General features: G+C 65.2%; 14 protein-coding genes. 9 read left to right on the plus strand and 5 right to left on the minus strand.

Annotated elements, in window-relative coordinates:
- Positions 1 to 422: 422 nt before the first annotated feature.
- From fdhF to sucC, 5 genes are read right to left on the minus strand one after another with little or no spacing between them, the layout of a single operon-like run.
- Positions 423 to 3,203 (minus strand): formate dehydrogenase subunit alpha, encoded by a 2,781-nt coding sequence (gene fdhF / locus Q8P46_06560; protein MDP2619824.1) that lies wholly within the window; start codon positions 3,201 to 3,203, stop codon positions 423 to 425.
- Complete coding sequence (locus Q8P46_06565; protein ID MDP2619825.1) at positions 3,203 to 3,451, minus strand: hypothetical protein; 249 nt, start codon at positions 3,449 to 3,451, stop codon at positions 3,203 to 3,205. Before Q8P46_06565 ends, fdhF begins: the two co-directional genes overlap by 1 nt.
- A complete protein-coding gene (locus Q8P46_06570) occupies positions 3,451 to 5,154 on the minus strand; it encodes an NAD(P)H-dependent oxidoreductase subunit E (GenBank protein MDP2619826.1) in 1,704 nt (567 codons plus the stop codon). Before Q8P46_06570 ends, Q8P46_06565 begins: the two co-directional genes overlap by 1 nt.
- 10 nt (positions 5,155 to 5,164) lie before the next feature.
- On the minus strand, positions 5,165 to 6,034 hold the full coding sequence (gene sucD, locus Q8P46_06575) for a succinate--CoA ligase subunit alpha (GenBank protein ID MDP2619827.1): 870 nt from the start codon (positions 6,032 to 6,034) through the stop codon (positions 5,165 to 5,167).
- A 16-nt stretch (positions 6,035 to 6,050) separates the two neighbouring features.
- A complete protein-coding gene (sucC, locus tag Q8P46_06580) occupies positions 6,051 to 7,226 on the minus strand; it encodes an ADP-forming succinate--CoA ligase subunit beta (protein ID MDP2619828.1) in 1,176 nt (391 codons plus the stop codon).
- A 422-nt stretch (positions 7,227 to 7,648) separates the two neighbouring features.
- Between sucC and Q8P46_06585 the strand changes: the two genes are divergently transcribed.
- The 9 genes from Q8P46_06585 to Q8P46_06625 all read left to right on the plus strand — a co-directional run bounded on the left by Q8P46_06585 (position 7,649) and on the right by Q8P46_06625 (position 17,798).
- Positions 7,649 to 8,692, plus strand: coding sequence for a tripartite tricarboxylate transporter substrate binding protein (locus tag Q8P46_06585; GenBank protein ID MDP2619829.1), 1,044 nt, complete (start codon positions 7,649 to 7,651; stop codon positions 8,690 to 8,692).
- Between the two features lie 56 nt (positions 8,693 to 8,748).
- On the plus strand, positions 8,749 to 9,249 hold the full coding sequence (locus Q8P46_06590) for a tripartite tricarboxylate transporter TctB family protein (protein ID MDP2619830.1): 501 nt from the start codon (positions 8,749 to 8,751) through the stop codon (positions 9,247 to 9,249).
- Between the two features lie 52 nt (positions 9,250 to 9,301).
- On the plus strand, positions 9,302 to 10,837 hold the full coding sequence (locus Q8P46_06595; protein MDP2619831.1) for a tripartite tricarboxylate transporter permease: 1,536 nt from the start codon (positions 9,302 to 9,304) through the stop codon (positions 10,835 to 10,837).
- Positions 10,838 to 10,968: 131 nt separating this feature from the next.
- Positions 10,969 to 11,691 (plus strand): GntR family transcriptional regulator, encoded by a 723-nt coding sequence (locus Q8P46_06600; protein ID MDP2619832.1) that lies wholly within the window; start codon positions 10,969 to 10,971, stop codon positions 11,689 to 11,691.
- Positions 11,692 to 11,741: 50 nt separating this feature from the next.
- Entirely contained in the window at positions 11,742 to 11,882 is a 141-nt protein-coding gene (locus Q8P46_06605; GenBank protein ID MDP2619833.1) for a hypothetical protein, read from the plus strand.
- Between the two features lie 40 nt (positions 11,883 to 11,922).
- The gene (gene oxc, locus Q8P46_06610; GenBank protein MDP2619834.1) at positions 11,923 to 13,662 is read left to right on the plus strand and encodes an oxalyl-CoA decarboxylase; all 1,740 of its coding nucleotides are present in this window, start codon (positions 11,923 to 11,925) and stop codon (positions 13,660 to 13,662) included.
- Between the two features lie 176 nt (positions 13,663 to 13,838).
- The gene (gene frc, locus Q8P46_06615; GenBank protein ID MDP2619835.1) at positions 13,839 to 15,116 is read left to right on the plus strand and encodes a formyl-CoA transferase; all 1,278 of its coding nucleotides are present in this window, start codon (positions 13,839 to 13,841) and stop codon (positions 15,114 to 15,116) included.
- 42 nt (positions 15,117 to 15,158) lie between these two features.
- A complete protein-coding gene (locus tag Q8P46_06620; GenBank protein ID MDP2619836.1) occupies positions 15,159 to 16,076 on the plus strand; it encodes a methionyl-tRNA formyltransferase in 918 nt (305 codons plus the stop codon).
- Positions 16,077 to 16,121: 45 nt separating this feature from the next.
- The gene (locus tag Q8P46_06625; protein ID MDP2619837.1) at positions 16,122 to 17,798 is read left to right on the plus strand and encodes a formate--tetrahydrofolate ligase; all 1,677 of its coding nucleotides are present in this window, start codon (positions 16,122 to 16,124) and stop codon (positions 17,796 to 17,798) included.
- Positions 17,799 to 17,942: the final 144 nt, after the last annotated feature.

Here is a 17,942-nt window from a genome sequence, read left to right on the forward strand (position 1 = left end):
TCGGACAAAAATGCGTGTAAAATAAAGAAGTTAGAGCGCTTTGAGTGACACCGGTTTCACGAAATGCGCTCCAACCTGCATGTCGGACGTCTCCTCTCGCAAGGTGGCGCTCAATAGCAGCCCCGTTCTGGCACATTGCGATGCCGTTGAGCAGCGGCCGTCCACCCCATCATGGCCGGGTCTTACAAGCCTGCCCTCGGGATCGGCAAAGGCTGCCCTCGGGATCGGCAAAGCGAGACCCAGGGGGCGATGCCCGGGGGCAATCCATGCGTCAGTGCCGAGGTTTCAAACGGACCTGATGTATCCGCTGCTGCCCATCATGGCCCCCGGACTTCTTAAGTCCCTGTCGCGTCCTTCGGACGCTCCTCGCCTCTTGTTTCCGGGGGCGCCCTCACACCATGAGGCCCGGCCCGTTGGGCGACCTATTCCGCCGCCGCCTTGGCGCGTTCGACAGGCTCCACCCTGGCCGCGCAGAACTTGAACTCGGGGATCGTGCCCATGGGATCTAGCTGCGGATTGGTCAACAGGTTGGCCGCGGCCTCGGAAAAGCAGAAGGGGATGAACACCGTGCCCTCCGGCACGTCGCGGTCCTGGCGCGCCTTGAGCACGATCTCGCCGCGCCGCGTCGCCACCTTGATCAGCGTCCCCGGCGCGACGCCGAGTTTGGCGAGGTCCCTGCGGTTCAGGCAGGCGACGGCCTCGGGCTCCAGGGTGTCGAGCTGGGAAGCGCGCCGGCTCATGGCGCCGGTGTGCCAGTGCTCCAGAAGCCGCCCCGTCGACAGTACCCACGGATAGGTCTCGTCGGGCACCTCGGCTGGCGGCCGCAGGTCGGTGGGAACCAGCTTGCCGCGGCCGGAGGCGGTCGGAAAGCCGTCGGAAAACATGATCTCGTCGCCCGGCTTGTCCGGCGCCTGGCACGGATAGGTGACCGCGTCCTCGCGCTCCAGCCGCTCCCAACTGATGTTGGCGAGCGACGGCATGACCTCGGCCATCTCGGCGAAGATGTCGCGCGGATGCGCGTAGCTCCAGTCAAGGCCGATGCGCCGGGCAAGCTCCTGGATCAGCTCCCAGTCCTGGCGCGCGCTGCCGGGCGGGTTGAGCACCGGGCGGCCGATCTGCACCTCGCGGTTGGTGTTGGTGTAGGTGCCGCACTTCTCCGCGTGCGCGGTCGCCGGCAGCACCACGTCGGCATGCCAGGCGGTCTCGGTGAGGAAGATGTCCTGGACCACCAGATGCTCGAGCCTGGCGAACGCGGCGCGGGCGTGGGACTGGTCGGGGTCGGACATGGCCGGGTTCTCACCGAGGATGTACATGCCCTTGATCCCGCCGGCGTGGATGGCGTTGACGATCTCGACCACGGTCAGGCCCTTTTTGGGGTCGAGATCGCGGCCCCAGAAAGTCTGGTACATATCGCGCACCGCCTGGTCCTCGACCGACTTGTAGTCGGCATAGAACATCGGGATGAGGCCGGCATCGGACGCGCCCTGGACGTTGTTCTGGCCGCGCAGCGGGTGCAGGCCGGTGCCGGGCCGGCCGACCTGGCCGGTGGTCAGCGCCAGCGCGATGAGCCCGCGCGCATTGTCGGTGCCGTGGGTGTGCTGCGAGATGCCCATGCCCCAGAAGATGATCGAGGCCCGGCTTGTGGCATAGGTGCGCGCCACGGAGCGGATCGTCTCGGCGGCGACGCCGCAGACGTCCTGCATCGCCTCAGGCGTGAACTCGGCGACCTTCTCCCTGAGCGCCGTGAAGCCTTCCGTATGGGCCTGGACATATTGGGTGTCGTAGAGATCTTCTTCCATGATCACGTTGAGCATGGCGTTGAGCAGCGCCACGTCGGTGCCGGCCTTGAACTGCAGCACCGCGCTGGCGTGGCGGGCAAGGCCATTCGAATGGCCGCGCGGGTCGATGACGATGAGCTGCTTGCCCTGCTTGGCGGCGTTCTTCAGAAACGTCGCGGCGACGGGGTGGTTCTCCGTCGGCCGGGCGCCGATGACGATGATGCATTCGGCGTCCTTTGCCGCGGTAAACGGCGCGGTCACGGCGCCCGAGCCGATGCCTTCCATCAGCGCCGCGACGGACGAAGCGTGGCAGAGCCTCGTGCAGTGGTCGACATTGTTGGTGCCGAAACCCTGGCGGATCAGCTTCTGGAACAGATAGGCTTCCTCGTTGGAGCATTTGGCCGAGCCGAAGCCGGCGAGCGCCTGGCCGCCGTCGCGGTCGAGGACCTTTTTTAGGCCTGAAGCCGCCGCATCGAGCGCCTCCTCCCACGTCGCCTCGCGGAAATGGGTCCACGGGTTGGCCGGATCGATCTCGATGTCGGCCGATTTGGGCGCGTCGGCGCGCCGGACCATCGGCACCCTGAGCCGGTGCGGGTGGTGCACATAGTCGAAGCCGAAGCGGCCCTTGACGCACAGCCTGTTGTTGTTGGCCGGCCCGTCGCGGCCGTCGACATAGAGGATCCTGCCGTCCTTGACGTGGACCCTGGTCTGGCAGCCAACGCCGCAATAAGGGCACAGCGTGTCGACCGATCGCTCCTCGAACTCAGTGCGCACGCCGGACTTGTCGACGAGATTGGCCTCCATCAGCGCCCCGGTCGGGCAGACCTGAACGCATTCGCCGCAGGCAACGCAGGTCGATTGGCCCATGCCCTCGTCGAAATCGAAGACGATCTTCGCCCCGGCGCCGCGATAGGCCATGCCGATGACGTCGTTGGCCTGGACCTCGCGGCAGGCGCGCACGCAAAGATTGCAGTGGATGCAGGCATCGAGATTGACGGCGATGGCACCGTGGCTCGAATCGGGCGCGATATCGGCACGCGCCGGAAAGCGGCTTGCCGGCTGAACACCCATGGCGTCGACCCAGTTCCAGAAGCGCGACTTCGGGTCGTGCGCCCTGTCCCGCTCGGGCTGGTCGGCGAGCAGCAGCTCGAATACCAGCTCGCGGCTCTTTTTGGCGCGCTCCGACGCCGTGTTGACCTTCATGCCTTCGCTTACCTTGCGGATGCAGGAGGCGGCGAGCACCCGCTCGCCCTCGATCTCGACCATGCAGGCGCGGCAATTGCCGTCGGCGCGGTAGCCGGGCTCCGGCAGCCAGCACAGATGCGGGATCTCGACGCCCTCGCGCTCAGCCACCTGCCAGATGGTCTCGCCCTCGCGGGCTTCGACCTCGGCGCCGTCAAGGGTGAAGTGGATGGTCTTGGTCATCACAACAATCCCAATCTAGCGTTCTCACTCATGATTGCATCGCGGCGTAACTTGTCCGCCCACAATTCTAGTCGATGCCTTGCGCCGATCCGGGCACGGAAATTCTCATAAGCCGGGTATTTTTCGAGAAACGCAGAAACGCACTCCAAATCAGCCGTCGATTCTGCGGCGCGCAAAGATTCCCTATTGTTGGGCCACCAATCGTCCCAAAAACTCTCAAGCGCGGCCTTCGCCTCGGCCTGCTTCATCACAAATCCTCCGGGAAATATTTGAGCACGCTGAGGAGCGGGTTGGGCGCAGCCTGGCCGAGGCCGCAGATCGAGGCGTCGGCCATCACCTGGGCGAGGTCCTTGAGCACGGCCGGGTTCCATTTGCCGGCTTCCATCAGCTTGACCGCCTTTTCGGTGCCGTTGCGGCATGGCGTGCACTGGCCGCAGCTCTCGTCCTCGAAGAACTGCATCAGGTTGAGCGCCACCTCCTTCATGTCGTCCTTGTCGGACAGGATGACAACCGCGTGGCTGCCGACGAAGCCGCCGTGCTTCTCCAACTGGCCGAAATCGAGCGGGATGTCGGCCATGGTCGCCGGCAGGATGCCGCCGGAGGCGCCGCCCGGCAGATAGGCCTTGAAGGTGTGGCCGTCGGCCATGCCGCCGCAATATTCGTCAATGAGTCCCCGCGCCGTGGTGCCGGCGGGCGCGAGGACCACGCCGGGCTGCTTCACCCGGCCCGACACCGAATAGGAGCGCAGGCCCTTGGCGCCGTTCCTGCCCTGGGACGCGAACCAGTCGGCGCCCTTTTCCAGGATTTCCGGCACCCAGTAGAGGGTCTCGACATTGTTGACCAGCGTCGGCCGGCCGAACAGCCCGACCTCGGCGACATAGGGCGGACGGTGGCGCGGCAGGCCGCGCTTGCCCTCGATCGATTCGATCATCGCCGATTCCTCGCCGCAGATATAGGCACCGGCGCCGCGGCGCAGATGGATCTTGGCGTGCTTGGCGAGGCCGGCCGCTTCGACGCGGGCGATCTCCTTGAGCAGGATCTCGCGGACCGCCGGGTATTCGTCGCGCAGATAGATGTAGACCGCCTCGGCCTCGACCGCCCAGGCCGCGATTAGCGTGCCTTCGAGGAACTTGTGCGGCTCTCTTTCGAGATAGAAGCGGTCCTTGAAGGTGCCGGGCTCGCCTTCGTCGGCATTGACGGTCAAGAGCCGCGGAGCCGTGGTCTGGCGCACCAGCGACCATTTGCGCCCAGTTGGAAAGCCGGCTCCGCCCAGGCCGCGCAGGCCGCCGTCGGATAGCGTATCGATCACCTCTTCGACGCCGCGCGTTCCGTCAATGCAGGAGCGCAGCACCTGGTAGCCGCCGCCGGCGACATAGGCGTCATAGTCCTGATAGGCGGGGATTTGTGGGTGCAGGTCGCCCGCCGCGACGACGGCCTTCACGGTATCAACGCCCGCATGGTCGAGATGGCGGTGGCCGACCTCGCACACGGGCGCGGTGTCGCAGCGGCCCATGCACGGCGCGCGCATAACGCGCACCTCATCGCCCGTCTTTTCGCCGAGTGCCTTGAGCAGAGCCTCGGCGCCGGCGAGCATGCAGGAGAGCGAGTCGCAGACCCGGATGGTGACCGGCGCGGGACGCGCCTCGCCGTCGCGGACGATGTCGAAATGGGCGTAGAAGGAGGCAACCTCATAGACCTCGGCCATGGGGACGCGCAACTCCTCGCCAAGCGCCTGCAGATGGCCCGCGGGCAGGCAGCCTTCGGCGTCCTGGATCAGGTGCAGATACTCGATCAGCAGATCGCGTCGGCGCGGCCTGTCGCCGAGGAGCGCGCGCACGGCGTCGGTCTCCTCCGGCTTCAACAGCCGTCCCTTGGGGAACATCGGCGCCTTGCGCCGCCCGGAGCCTGGATGGATCGGCCGGCCCGCGCCTTTTTGTATCATTTCGTTCATGGGGTCAGCTTCATAGCGCGCGACGCATGGTTTCGCCAATGGTTGCCGCGTCCGGCGCGACAATAACACCCGCCGCGCGCAGCGCCTCGATCTTGCTTGCCGCGTCGCCGCCGCCGAAGACGTTGAGCGTACCGGCATGGCCCATGCGCCGGCGCGGCAGCGCGTGACGCCCGGTGACAAAGCCGGTTATGGGCTTTTTCGGCCTAGCCGCGCGCAGGAAATCGGCCGCTTCCTCCTCCTCCGCGCCGCCGATCTCGCCGATCAGGATGATGCCATCGGTCTGCGGATCGGCGAGGAACAGCTCCAGGCAGGCGGCAAGGGAAAGCCCGTGCACCGGATCGCCGCCGACGCCGACGGTGGTCGACTGGCCGAGCTTCAGCCGGCTTGTCTGCTCGACCACCTCGGAGGTGACGGAGGCCGAGCGCGAGACGATGCCGATGCGCCCCGGCCGTTCGTGGATCGCCGGCATGACGCCGATCTTGCACGATTCGGGCACCAGCAGCCCTTGCGAATTCGGCCCGATCAGGCGGGTCTTGGAGCTGTTGAGCGCGTGGCGCACGCGGACCATGTCGAGCACTGGCACCCGCTCGGTCACGCATACGACGAGCGGCACCTGCGCCTCGATCGCCTCGATCATGGCGGCGGCCGCATTGTCCGGCGGCACGAAGATGATGCTGGCGTCGGCGCCGGTCTTCTCGACCGCCTCGGCGACCGAATCGAACACCGGCAGGTTCAAATGCCGCTTGCCGCCCTTGCCCGGGCGCACGCCGCCGACCAGCTTGGTGCCGTAAGCGATCATCCGTTCGCAATGAAAGGTGCCCATGCGCCCGGTCATGCCCTGGCACAGCACCCGCGTCTCGGACCCGATCAGCACCGCCATTACGCTGCCTCCCCCATCACGCTGCTTCTTTTCGTCCGATCTCGACCGCCAGCCGCACCGCTTCGGCCATGTCGGCGGCCGGAACGTAGGCGATGCCGTAATTGCGCAGCCGCTCGCGCGCAAGCTCCGCGTTCGAGCCGGCGGCGCGAAACACCATCGGGATCTTCCGCCCGCCGCGCTTCAGCGCCATGGAAATTCCCTCCACCACCGTGTCGCAGGGCAGAAGGCCGCCGCCATAGACATTGACCAGCATCACCTTGACCTTGGGATTGGCGAGCAGCAGCGAAACGCCTTCGGCGATCTGCCGGCTCGAAGCTTCCGGCCTGATATCCATGAAATTGGCGGGCTTTCCCCCCGCGTCGAACAGCATGTCGAGGCTTGCCAGCGCCAGGCCCGCGCCGTTGACGACGACGCCGATGTCGCCGTCGAGCTTGACATAGTTCATCTCGTGGCGCTGTGCCTCGAGTTCTTCCGGATCGGTGTCGGCCGGATCGCGCAAGGCGGCGATGTCCGGATGGCGGAACAAAGCGTTGTCGTCGAACGCCATCTTGACGTCGAGCGCGACGAGCCCGCGTTCGGGGGTTATGGCCAAGGGGTTGATCTCGATCAGGTTGGCGTCGAGCTCGACGAAGGCCTTGTACAGCGTCAAGAACAGCCCCGCCGCGGCCTCCGCCAGTCGTCCTTCGAGCGCCAGGCGTCTCGCGAACGACTTCAGCTCGCTGGCGGAAAAGCCGTTGACCGGGTCGGCCTCGACCTTGGCGATCAGCCCCGGTTCCCGGGCCGCCCGCTCCTCGATATCCTCAGCCCCGCTGCGCGCGCCGATCAACGCCACCTGGCCGCTCGACCGGTCGACGAGCACGGCGACATAGATGCTGCGGTCGTGATCGATCGCCTCCTCGAGCCACAGCTTGCGCACCGTGAAGCCCCGCGGCCCGGTCTGCGCCGTCACCAGCGAGCGCCCAATGAGATCGTTCGCCGCCGCGCGCACGGCCTCCGGGCTGGCGGCGAAGCGGACGCCGCCCGCCGGCCCGCGGTCTCCGGCCAGCACCTGGGCCTTCAGCACCCAGCGCCGGCCGCCGATCTCCTCGGCCAGCCGCACCGCCTCTTCGGCACTTTCGGCGACCCCGCCGCGCGGCAGCGGCACGCCATAATCGGCGAGAATAGACTTGGCCTGATATTCGTGAATGTTCATCGACGCGAACCTCCCTGCGCCGGCGCCACTTGCTCAAGGCGGCGGTGGCGAAATATCATTTCTCGGCCTCTGCGCCGCGACCGTGGCGCGGTGGCGGCGGTGTCTGTGGTATCCCACACACCATATGCCAGACGCCGCGGCCAGACAATCCGAGATCGTGGCGCCGACCGATCTTAGCAGAAATGGCTTCTCAGTCCCGTTCTTGCGGCGTTACAGTTGGTAAACTGCCATCGGCGCTCGACAGGCGCTTGACAAGGCGCGATTCTGGATGCTTGTTCTATCGGTGGCATACCAGCAACAAGAATGCAGGGTGGATCGACATATACCGCCCTCCGTCAAAGCCCGCGTATGAAGACGGGCGCAGAACCAACCAACGAGTGGGCAGCCGAAATCCAAAAGGCTGTGAAATGGGAGGAAATCCGATGCTTCATACAAGACGTAGTCTATTGGCCCTCGGCGCAGGGCTTGGATTGGGCCTCTCGGCCTGGGCGGCGCCGCAATCGGCAATTGCCCAGTGGCAGCCGGAGCGTCCGATCGAGATCGTGATCCAGACCTCGCCGGGCGGCGGCTCCGACATCTACACGCGGTTGTGGACGGGCATTATCGAAAAGTACAAGCTGTCGCCGGTGCCGATCACGCCGGTGAACATGCCGGGCGGCGCGGGGGCCGTTGCGCTGACCTATCTATACAGCCAGAAGGGCGACCCGCACTACATCACACCGACGCTGAACAGCATCGTCACTACGCCGCTGCAGCAGAAGATCCCGGTGATGTACACCTCTCGGGACCTCACCCCCGTGGCGATGATGACGACGGATCCGTTCCTGTTGTGGGTGAATCCGACGAAATTCAAGAGCTGGGAGGAGTTCCATGCCGCTTGCAAGGAGCGGCGCCTCACCGCCACTGGCACCGGCGCCAGGCAGGAAGACGAGATCCAGATAGGGCTGCTCCAGAAGGCGGCCGGCTGTGAGCCATTCCGCTACGTTCCCCAGTCGGGCGGCGGCGTGGTCGCCTCGAATGTCGCCGGTGGGCATTCGGACTTCAACGTCAACCAGCCGGCGGAGGCCTTGCCGCACTATCCAGACAAGCTGATCCCGATCGTCATGTTCGCCAAGGAGCGTCACCCCACCGTGCCGGACACCCCGACTCATTGGGAGCTCAAGATCGGCACCGAGGGCGATGGCGAATTGGCCAAGCTTCTCGACCTGGAGACCGGTTTGCACCAGGTGCGCGGACTGATCGGCCCGCCCGACATGCCGGAAGAGGCGAAGGCCTGGTACGACCAGCTGTTCAGGAAGGTCTTCGATGCCCCGGAATGGCAGGACTTCATGAAGAAAAACGGCATGGTGGCGACCTACAAGGGTCCCGACGGATACCGGGACTTTCTCGTCGAATTCGAAAAAAATCACGTTCGGATGATGCGCGACGAGTTCGGTTGGGAGCTTCGTTCCGATCTGGAAGACTGAGACCAATGGCAGACGCCGGGCTCCGGCGTCTGCACACCAGGTGACGAGGACGGGACATGGCACCCATCTGGTTGCGGACGACACACCGAGCGGTCGAGGTCGGAACGGTCATCTGCGTACTCCTGCTGGGCGTCCTGCTCCTGTCAGAATCGATCCGGCTGGGGCCGGGCTGGGGGGACTCGGGCCCTCAGCCCGGCTTCTTTCCCTTCGTCCTGACGATCCTGATGATCCTCGGGACGCTGGGGGTGGTTTACGTGGATATCTACCGCCACCCCGACTTGCGTCCGTACCTAGAGTTTTCGCAGGAGGTCGAGGATCTGCTCAAGGTGGGAATTCCCATTGTGGTCGTCGTCGCCCTTATTCGCTGGCTCGGCCTTTACCTCAGCGCCGGGCTGTACATCGCCTTCTTCATGGCGTGGTACGGCAAGTTCCGCTGGTACCAGGCGATTGCCGGAGGCGTCCTGCTGCCGGTGATCATGTGGCTGACGCTGCGCGAGGGCTTCAATATCTCGATGCCCATGAGCATGTTCTACAAGTCGAACATCCTGCCGTTCTGATTCCGCCGCGCCATTACACCATCCATGCTGCCAACAGGGATAGTTTGACACGATGGAAGCCCTCGACTTGCTTATGACCGGTTTCGGCGCGCTGATGGAACCTTCTCGCCTCGGCTTCATGATGCTGGGCGTGATATTGGGGCTGCTGGTGGGCGTGCTCCCGGGGGTCGGCGGGACGACCGGCGTCGCTATCCTGCTTCCTATCACCGTCTTCTTCGAGCCAGTCGCCGCGCTGGTGATGCTCGCGGGAATTTATTGGGGCTCGATGTATGGCGGCCTGATCACCTCGATCCTGTTCGGCGTGCCCGGCAATCCCTGGTCCGTCGCGGTGATGTTCGACGGCCGGCCGTTGGCCAAGCAGGGCAAGGCCGGGCTCGCCATGTCGACCGGCTTCTGGGTGTCGTTCTTCGGCGCCATCATCGCCTCGGTGCTGTTCACCTTCTTCGCCGTGCCCTTCGCCGAGATGGCCCTGCGCTTTGGCCCGCCGGAAATGTTCGCGGTCCTGATGATCGCCTTCGGCACCTTCATAGGCCTCGGCGGCAATCCCAACAAGGCGCTCGTCATGATCGCCGCAGGCTTCCTGTTGTCCACCGTCGGCCTCGACATCGTCACCGGCCAGCCGCGGCTCACCTTCGGGACTATCGAGATGATGCGCGGCTTCCATTTCGTGCCCGTGACGATCGGCCTGTTCGGCGTCGGCGAGGTGCTTGTCAATGCCGCCGAGCGATATAAGGTGCAGATCGAGGAAGTGACGCGCGCCGCCAAGCTGGGGCTGCACGACATCACCGCGGGCGCCAGGGCCGTGTTCAGCAACTTCTGGCTGGCGTCCGGCTCCGCGCTGCTCGGCTTCGTCACCGGCATCCTGCCCGGCGCCGGGGCGACGCCGGCCTCGTTCATGGCCTACGGCTTCGCCCAGAAAATTTCGCGCCACCCGGAGCGTTTCGGCAAGGGCGCCATCGAAGGCGTGCTGGCGCCGGAGGCGGCGAACAACGCCGCCGGCACCGGCGCAATCCTGCCCATGCTGGTGCTCGGCATCCCCGGGTCGCCCACCGCCGCCATCCTGATGGCCGGTGTCTTCATGTGGGGCTTCATCCCGGGCCCGCGGCTGTTCACCGAGCAGCCGGAATTCGTCTGGTCGTTCATCGCCAGCCTGTATCTGGCCAATCTGGGGGCGCTGTTGATCTGCCTGACGGCGACGCCGCTCCTGGCGCTGATGCTGCGCACCCCCTACGCCATCCTGGCGCCGATCATCGTCGTGCTGTCCCTTGTCGGCGCCTATGCCATCCAGAACGCGGTCATGGACCTCTGGCTGGTGGTCATTTTCGGCGTCATCGGCTTCATCCTGCGCCGGCTGGATTATCCGCTGGCTCCGCTCATTGTCGCCCTTGTGCTTGGCGCGTCGACGGAAGAGGCGCTGCGCCAGAGCCTGATCATGAGCGACGGCTCGATACTGATCTTCTTCCAGCGCCCGCTGTCGGCGCCGATCATGGTGGCCGCGCTCGCGCTGTTCATGCTGCCGATAGCCCGGATCATCTGGCTCCGCAGACAAGCGCGCGGCAAGGCGGAAGCCGGCAGCGCACAGACCTGACAAGGCCCATGGCCTGGGGAAGAACCTGACCCGAAGGCCTTTAATCGCTGGTGAGCCTCATGGTCGGGGTTTGATATTGTCGGACGCGCGTGCGTGGTGTATGGCATACCACAAACAAGGAGACACCGGAGATGGCACAGCATCGCGCAGCCAATCGGACGGCCAGAATCCGGTTGCGGCCGATCGATTCCAGCCCGAGCCTGAAGGAGCGCATCTACACGACGCTGAAACAGGCCATCACCTCGCCCAACACCTATGCGGCCGACGCCGAGCTGCGCCTCGACGAGCGCGAGCTGTCGCAGCGGCTGCGCATCTCGCGCACCCCGGTGCGCGAGGCGCTGGCCCGCCTGGAGCAGGAAGGGCTGGTGCGCATCGTGCCGCGCAAGGGCGTGTTCATCGCCCGCAAAAGCAAGAACGAGATCCTCGAGATGATCATGGTTTGGGCGGCACTGGAGAGCATGGCCGCACGGCTGGCGACGCTGCACGCCAGTGACCAGGAGATCGGCGCCCTGAGGACGCTTTTTGCCACATTCAAGGGAGACGAAATCGGCGCTAATATCGACGAATATTCCGAACAGAACATCAAGTTCCACCAGTCGATCCTCGAAATGTCGAAATGCGCGCTCCTAAAGCAGATCGCCGACGGGCTGTTCGTGCACATGCGCGCCATCCGCCACCGCACCATCTCGGAGGATGACCGGGTGTTGCGCTCGATCGTCGATCATCTGCACATCATCGAGGCGCTGGAGGGGCGCAACGCCGACCTCGCCGAGCGCCTGGTGCGCGAACATACGCTCAATCTCCACGTCCATGTCGCCCGCACATGGGTGGAGGACCAAGAACACGCCGCCTAGACCTTCGTCGAACCGGAACAGAAACGCCCGCTCGCAAAGGGAGGCCAATGATGCCCAGCACAGCGACAGACACACGCGCCGAGACGAGCGCCGCGACGGACAAGCCGGCCAGGAAGAGCGCCGGCGAGGACATCCGCATCATCGACGTCGGCCACGACGAGACGGCGGCGCGCGCGTTCCAAGAATCATAGCCGAACCGGTTGAGCGAAGGATCTTTACGGAGAGAGCGGAATGTCCGCAAAAGTGCAGAGCATAGATGCAAGCGCCGCCGAGGCGGAGCAGGAGCTGACGGATGGATTTCACCTCGTCATTGACGCGCTCAAGCTCAACGGCATCAACACGATCTACGGCGTGCCCGGCATCCCGATCACGGATTTGGGCCGCATGGCGCAGGCCGCTGGGCTGCGCGTCATCTCCTTCCGGCATGAGCAGAACGCCGGCTACGCCGCCGCAATCGCCGGTTTCCTGACGAAAAAGCCCGGCATCTGCCTCCCCGTGTCGGCCCCCGGCTTTCTCAACGGCCTGACGGCGCTGGCCAACGCCACCACCAACTGCTTCCCGACGATCCTGATCTCGGGCTCGTCGGAGCGCGAGATCGTCGACCTGCAGCAGGGCGACTACGAGGAGATGGACCAGCTGGCGATCGCCAAGCCCTTCTGCAAGGCGGCCTACCGCGTGCTGCATGCCGCGGACATCGGCATCGGCGTGGCGCGCGCGATCCGCGCCGCCGTTTCCGGCCGTCCGGGCGGCGTCTATCTCGATCTGCCGGCCAAGCTCTTGCCTCAGGTCATGGACGCGGAGGCCGGAGCCAAGTCACTGGTCAAGGTCATCGACCCGGCGCCGGCCCAGCTTCCCGCTCCGGCCGCCGTCAAGCGCGCGCTCGATGTGCTGAAGAGCGCCAGGCGCCCCCTGATCATTCTTGGCAAAGGCGCGGCCTACGCGCAGGCCGATGACGAGATCCGCGCGCTCATCGAAAAGAGCGGCATTCCTTTCCTGCCGATGAGCATGGCCAAGGGCCTGTTGCCCGACACGCATCCGCAATGCGCGGGCGCGGCGCGCTCGCTGGTGCTGAAAGAGGCCGACGTCGTGATGCTGATCGGCGCCCGCCTCAACTGGCTTCTGTCGCACGGCAAGGGCAAGACCTGGGGCACCGAGCTCAAGAAGTTCGTCCAGATCGACATCGAGCCCAAGGAGATCGACAGCAATGTCGAGATCGCGGCTCCCTTGGTCGGCGACATCGGCTCCTGCGTCTCGGCTCTGCTCGATGGGCTCGACGGCAAGTGGCCGGCGCCGCCGAGCGAGTGGACCGGCGCGGTCAACGCGAAAAAGGAAGCGAACATCGCCAAGATGGCGCCGAAGCTGCGGAACAACAACGTGCCGATGGACTTCCACGGCGCGTTCGGCGTGCTGCGCGCCGTCATCAAGGAGCGGCCGGACGCGATCCTCGTCAACGAAGGCGCCAACACGCTCGATCTCGCGCGCGGCGTCATCGACATGTATCAACCGCGCAAGCGGCTCGACGTCGGCACCTGGGGCGTCATGGGCATCGGCATGGGTTTTGCCATCGCAGCCGCCATCGAAACCGGCAAGCCGGTGCTTGCGGTCGAAGGCGACTCAGCCTTCGGTTTCTCCGGCATGGAGGTGGAAACGATCTGCCGGTACAACCTGCCGGTCTGTGTGGTCGTCTTCAACAATAGCGGCATCTATCGCGGAACCGACGTCAATCCCGCTGGCGGCGCGGACCCTGCGACAACCGTCTTCATCAAGGACGCGCGCTACGACAAGATCATAAAAGCATTCGGCGGCGTGGGCGTCCATGTGACGACGCCCGACGAGCTCGCCCGCGCCGTGAACAAGGCCATGGACTCCGGCAAGCCGACCCTCATCAACGCGGTGATCGACCCGGCGGCCGGCACGGAGAGCGGCCGCATCGGCAACCTCAACCCGCAAAGCGTGGTTCGCAAGAAATGAACGAGCACGCGATGAAGGCACGGGAAGGCGTCGAGTATGCGCCCGGAACCAAGGCGCAGTCCATGGACAAGTAATCCTGTCGGCCGTCGCTTGCCTGCCGCACCGCCGGACCGCCGGCGGCGCGCGGGAATCTGAGCCGGACGCAGTGTGTCGGAGAACATAAACATCGAGAGAGCATGATGAAAGCACTTGAAGGCATTCGTATTCTGGATTTCACCCACGTTCAGTCGGGGCCGACCTGCACCCAGCTCCTGGCTTGGTTCGGCGCCGACGTGATCAAGGTCGAGCGTCCCGGCACCGGCGACGCCACGCGCGGACAGCTGCGCGACATTCCGAACGTGGACAGCCTCTATTTCACCATGCTCAACCACAATAAGCGCTCGATCACGCTGAACTCGAAGAGCGAGACCGGCAAGGAGGTGCTCGAACGTCTGGTCAAGAGCTGCGACGTGCTGGTAGAGAATTTCGCCCCCGGGGCACTCGACCGGATGGGCTTTTCCTGGGAGCGCATCCAGGAGCTCAACCCGCGCATGATCTATGCCTCGATCAAGGGCTTCGGGCCAGGCCCCTACGAGGACTGCAAGGTCTATGAGAACGTTGCCCAATGCACCGGGGGCGCTGCGTCTACGACCGGCTTCCGCGACGGCCCGCCGCTCGTTACCGGCGCTCAGATCGGCGATAGCGGCACCGGCCTGCATCTGGCCTTCGGCATCGTCACGGCCCTGTTCCAGCGCGGGAAGACCGGCCGTGGCCAGCGCGTCATGGCCACCATGCAGTGCGGAGTGATCAATCTGTGCCGGGTCAAGCTGCGCGACCAGCAGCGCCTCGAGCACGGACCGCTGAAGGAATATAGCCAGTACGGCCAGGGGATTGCATTCGGCGATACGGTGCCGCGCGCCGGCAATGATTCCGGCGGCGGGCAGCCGGGATGGATCGTCAAATGCAAGGGCTGGGAGACCGATCCGAACGCCTATGTCTATTTCATCACCCAGGCGGCCGCATGGGACAAGATCTGCGATCTGATCGGCGAGCCGGGATGGAAGAAAGACCCCGACTACGCCACGTTCGATGCGCGGCTCGACAAGGTTTCACAGATTTTCGACAGGATCGAGGAGTGGACCAAGACCAAGACCAAGTTCGAGGTCATGGATGCGTGCAACCCCCTCGACATACCTTGCGGTCCGATCCTTTCGATGAAGGAGATCGCGGAAGATCCCTCGCTGCGCGCCAGCGGCACCATCGTCGAGGTCGATCACCCTGAGCGCGGCAAGTATCTGACCGTGGGCAATCCGGTCAGACTTTCCGATTCGCCCTCCGAGGTGAAGCGTTCACCGCTGCTCGGCGAGCACACGGAGGAGATCCTGAGGGACGTGCTGGAGTATTCCGACCAGGAAATTGATCGTATCCGGAGCTCCGGTGCGATCGGTGACAAGCAAAGGGTGGCTGCCGAATAGACGCGCCGGGTGCGGGGCACCGAATACGGGAAGGCAGGGACGATGCGCATCGTGGTTCACGGCCAGCAGGCGTTCGGAAAGGCCGTGCTGGAGAGGCTCCTGGAACGCGGCGAAGAGGTGGTGGGCGTATTCTGCGCGCCCGACAAGGAGGGGCGCTCGCGCGATGCGCTGGCCGAGTTCGCCGCCGAGAAGGGGCTGCCGCTGCACCAGCCGAAGAGCTGGAAGACGCCGGAAGCGTTGGAGCTGATGAAATCCTTCAACGCCGATCTCTGCGTCATGGCCTATGTGATCCTGCTCGTGCCCCAGCCGGTGCTCGACGCGCCCAAGCTGGGCACCATCCAGTACCATCCCTCGCTTCTGCCCAAGCATCGCGGCCCATCCTCCATCAACTGGTCGATCGCCATGGGCGAGACCAAGACGGGCCTGACCATCTTCTGGCCCGACGAAGCGCTCGACGAGGGCCCGATCCTATTGCAGAGGGAGGTCGAGATCGGTCCCGACGAGACGCTGGGCGACGTCTATTTCAAGAAGCTCTTTCCGTTGGGCGTCGACGCCATGATGGAAGCCGTCGACCTGGTCCGCGACGGCACCGCGCCGAAGGTCCAGCAGGATCATTCCGAGGCCACCTATGAGAGCTGGTTCAAGCGCGACCTCGTCAAGATCGATTGGGGAAGGCCTGCCGCCGAAATCTACAATCTGATCCGCGCCGCCAATCCCCAGCCCGGCGCCTGGACCGAGCTGAAGGGCGAGGCCGTGAGCATCTTCGACTCGGCCAGGGACGACGCCGCCACGGGCGCGCCCGGGCAGATCGTCGCCGTTTCCGATGACGGCATCACGGTTGCCGCCGGCAAGGGCGGCATCCTCGTCAAGCGCGTGCGGCCGTCCTCGGGCGCCAAGATCCCGGCATCGGAATTCGCCGCCCAAAGCGGGCTCAAGGCGAGCGATACGCTCGGCAATTGAGCAGTGCCCGGCCACCAATCAACTCAGCGAGAACCAGAGGAAGCGATGGCCGTAAAGAGCGACATCGAGATTGCCCGCGAAGCAAGCATGAAGCCGATCGCCGAGATCGCCGGCCGGATCTGCGTTCCGCCCGAGGCGCTGCTTCACTACGGTCCCTACAAGGCCAAGATCACCTTCGACTTCATCGACAGCCTCGCCGACCGCCCCGAGGGCAAGCTGATCCTGGTCACCGCGATCACGCCGACGCCGGCCGGCGAGGGCAAGACGACGACGACGGTCGGCCTCAGCGACGCGCTCAACCGCATCGGCAAGAGGGCGATGCTGTGCATCCGCGAGCCGTCGCTGGGCCCGTGCTTCGGCCTCAAGGGCGGGGCCGCCGGCGGCGGCTACGCCCAGGTCGTGCCGATGGAGGACATCAACCTCCATTTCACCGGCGATTTCCACGCCGTCACCTCGGCGAACAATCTGCTCGCCGCGATGACCGACAACCATATCTATTGGGGCAACGCGCTGGGCCTCGACCCGCGCCGCATCTCCTGGCGCCGCGTCGTCGACATGAATGACCGGGCGCTGCGCCAGATCGTCAATTCGCTGGGCGGCGTCGCCAACGGCTTCCCGCGCGAGGATGGGTTCGACATTACGGTCGCCTCCGAGGTGATGGCGATCCTGTGCCTCGCCATGGACCTTAAGGACCTCGAGCGCCGGCTCGGCAACATCGTCGTCGGCCAGACCCGCGATCGCAAGCCGGTGACCGCCAGGGAGCTCGATGCCGCCGGCGCCATGACCGTGCTGCTGAAGGACGCGCTGATGCCGAACCTGGTGCAGACGCTGGAGAACAATCCCGCCTTCATCCATGGCGGGCCATTCGCCAACATCGCCCATGGCTGCAATTCGGTGCTGTCGACCCGCACCGCGCTCAAGCTCTGCGACTATGTGATCACCGAGGCCGGCTTCGGCGCCGATCTCGGGGCGGAGAAATTCTTCGATATCAAGTGCCGCAAGGCGGGGCTCAAGCCGTCGGCCGCGGTCATCGTTGCCACCGTGCGGGCCTTGAAGATGCATGGCGGAGTCGGCAAGGACGGCCTGAAGGAGGAGAATGTCGAAGCAGTCACCAAAGGCTGCGCCAACCTCGCCCGCCACATCGCCAACGTGAAAAAGTTCGGCGTGCCGCCGGTCGTCGCCATCAATCGCTTCGTCACCGATACCGACGCCGAGATCGAGGCGATCCGCGCCACCGCCGAGGAGCTCGGCGCCAAGGCCATCCTGTGCACCCTGTGGGCCGACGGCGGCGCCGGCGCCGAGGAGCTCGCGCACCACATCGTCGAGGTCTGCGATTCCAGCGCGGCCGGATTCAAGCCGCTCTATCCCGACGACATGCCGCTATGGGACAAGGTGAGCACCATCGCGACCGAGCTTTACGGCGCCAGCGAGGTGACCGCCGACAAGAGCGTCCGTGCCCGCTTCAAGGACCTGCAGGAGTCCGGCTATGGCCACTTCCCGATCTGCATGGCCAAGACGCAGTATTCATTCTCCACCGACCCGAACCTCAAGGGCGCGCCGTCCGGCCATGCCGTGGCGGTGCGCGAGGTGCGGCATTCGGCCGGGGCCGAGTTCCTGGTCGCCATCACCGGCGAGATCATGACCATGCCCGGCCTGCCGCGGGTGCCGGCGGCAAACAGCATCCGGCTCAACGACCAGGGGCTGATCGAAGGCCTGTTCTAGAGCGGTTCATGGTTATAGGAAACCATTTGACCGGGATGATTTTGCGCCGTGGCCAGGCGCGGCTCGCCGGGCGATGCGGTGCATCGGCCAACAGCCGCAACACCGCCACGGCGCAAAAGAACCCGGCCTTCGGTGGGCCAAATC

The sequence above is a fragment of the Hyphomicrobiales bacterium genome (assembly GCA_030688605.1).
Lineage (GTDB): Bacteria > Pseudomonadota > Alphaproteobacteria > Rhizobiales > NORP267 > JAUYJB01.

Bases quoted from the DNA above. Each gene is read 5' to 3' on its own strand.
- sucC (MDP2619828.1), bottom strand. From the start codon at position 7,226: ATGAACATTCACGAATATCAGGCCAAGTCTATTCTCGCCGATTATGGC.
- Q8P46_06620 (MDP2619836.1), top strand. From the start codon at position 15,159: ATGCGCATCGTGGTTCACGGCCAGCAGGCGTTCGGAAAGGCCGTGCTG.
- oxc (MDP2619834.1), top strand. From the start codon at position 11,923: ATGTCCGCAAAAGTGCAGAGCATAGATGCAAGCGCCGCCGAGGCGGAG.
- frc (MDP2619835.1), top strand. From the start codon at position 13,839: ATGATGAAAGCACTTGAAGGCATTCGTATTCTGGATTTCACCCACGTT.
- Q8P46_06590 (MDP2619830.1), top strand. From the start codon at position 8,749: ATGGCACCCATCTGGTTGCGGACGACACACCGAGCGGTCGAGGTCGGA.
- fdhF (MDP2619824.1), bottom strand. From the start codon at position 3,203: ATGACCAAGACCATCCACTTCACCCTTGACGGCGCCGAGGTCGAAGCC.
- Q8P46_06625 (MDP2619837.1), top strand. From the start codon at position 16,122: ATGGCCGTAAAGAGCGACATCGAGATTGCCCGCGAAGCAAGCATGAAG.
- sucD (MDP2619827.1), bottom strand. From the start codon at position 6,034: ATGGCGGTGCTGATCGGGTCCGAGACGCGGGTGCTGTGCCAGGGCATG.
- Q8P46_06565 (MDP2619825.1), bottom strand. From the start codon at position 3,451: ATGAAGCAGGCCGAGGCGAAGGCCGCGCTTGAGAGTTTTTGGGACGAT.
- Q8P46_06595 (MDP2619831.1), top strand. From the start codon at position 9,302: ATGGAAGCCCTCGACTTGCTTATGACCGGTTTCGGCGCGCTGATGGAA.
- Q8P46_06605 (MDP2619833.1), top strand. From the start codon at position 11,742: ATGCCCAGCACAGCGACAGACACACGCGCCGAGACGAGCGCCGCGACG.
- Q8P46_06585 (MDP2619829.1), top strand. From the start codon at position 7,649: ATGCTTCATACAAGACGTAGTCTATTGGCCCTCGGCGCAGGGCTTGGA.
- Q8P46_06600 (MDP2619832.1), top strand. From the start codon at position 10,969: ATGGCACAGCATCGCGCAGCCAATCGGACGGCCAGAATCCGGTTGCGG.
- Q8P46_06570 (MDP2619826.1), bottom strand. From the start codon at position 5,154: ATGAACGAAATGATACAAAAAGGCGCGGGCCGGCCGATCCATCCAGGC.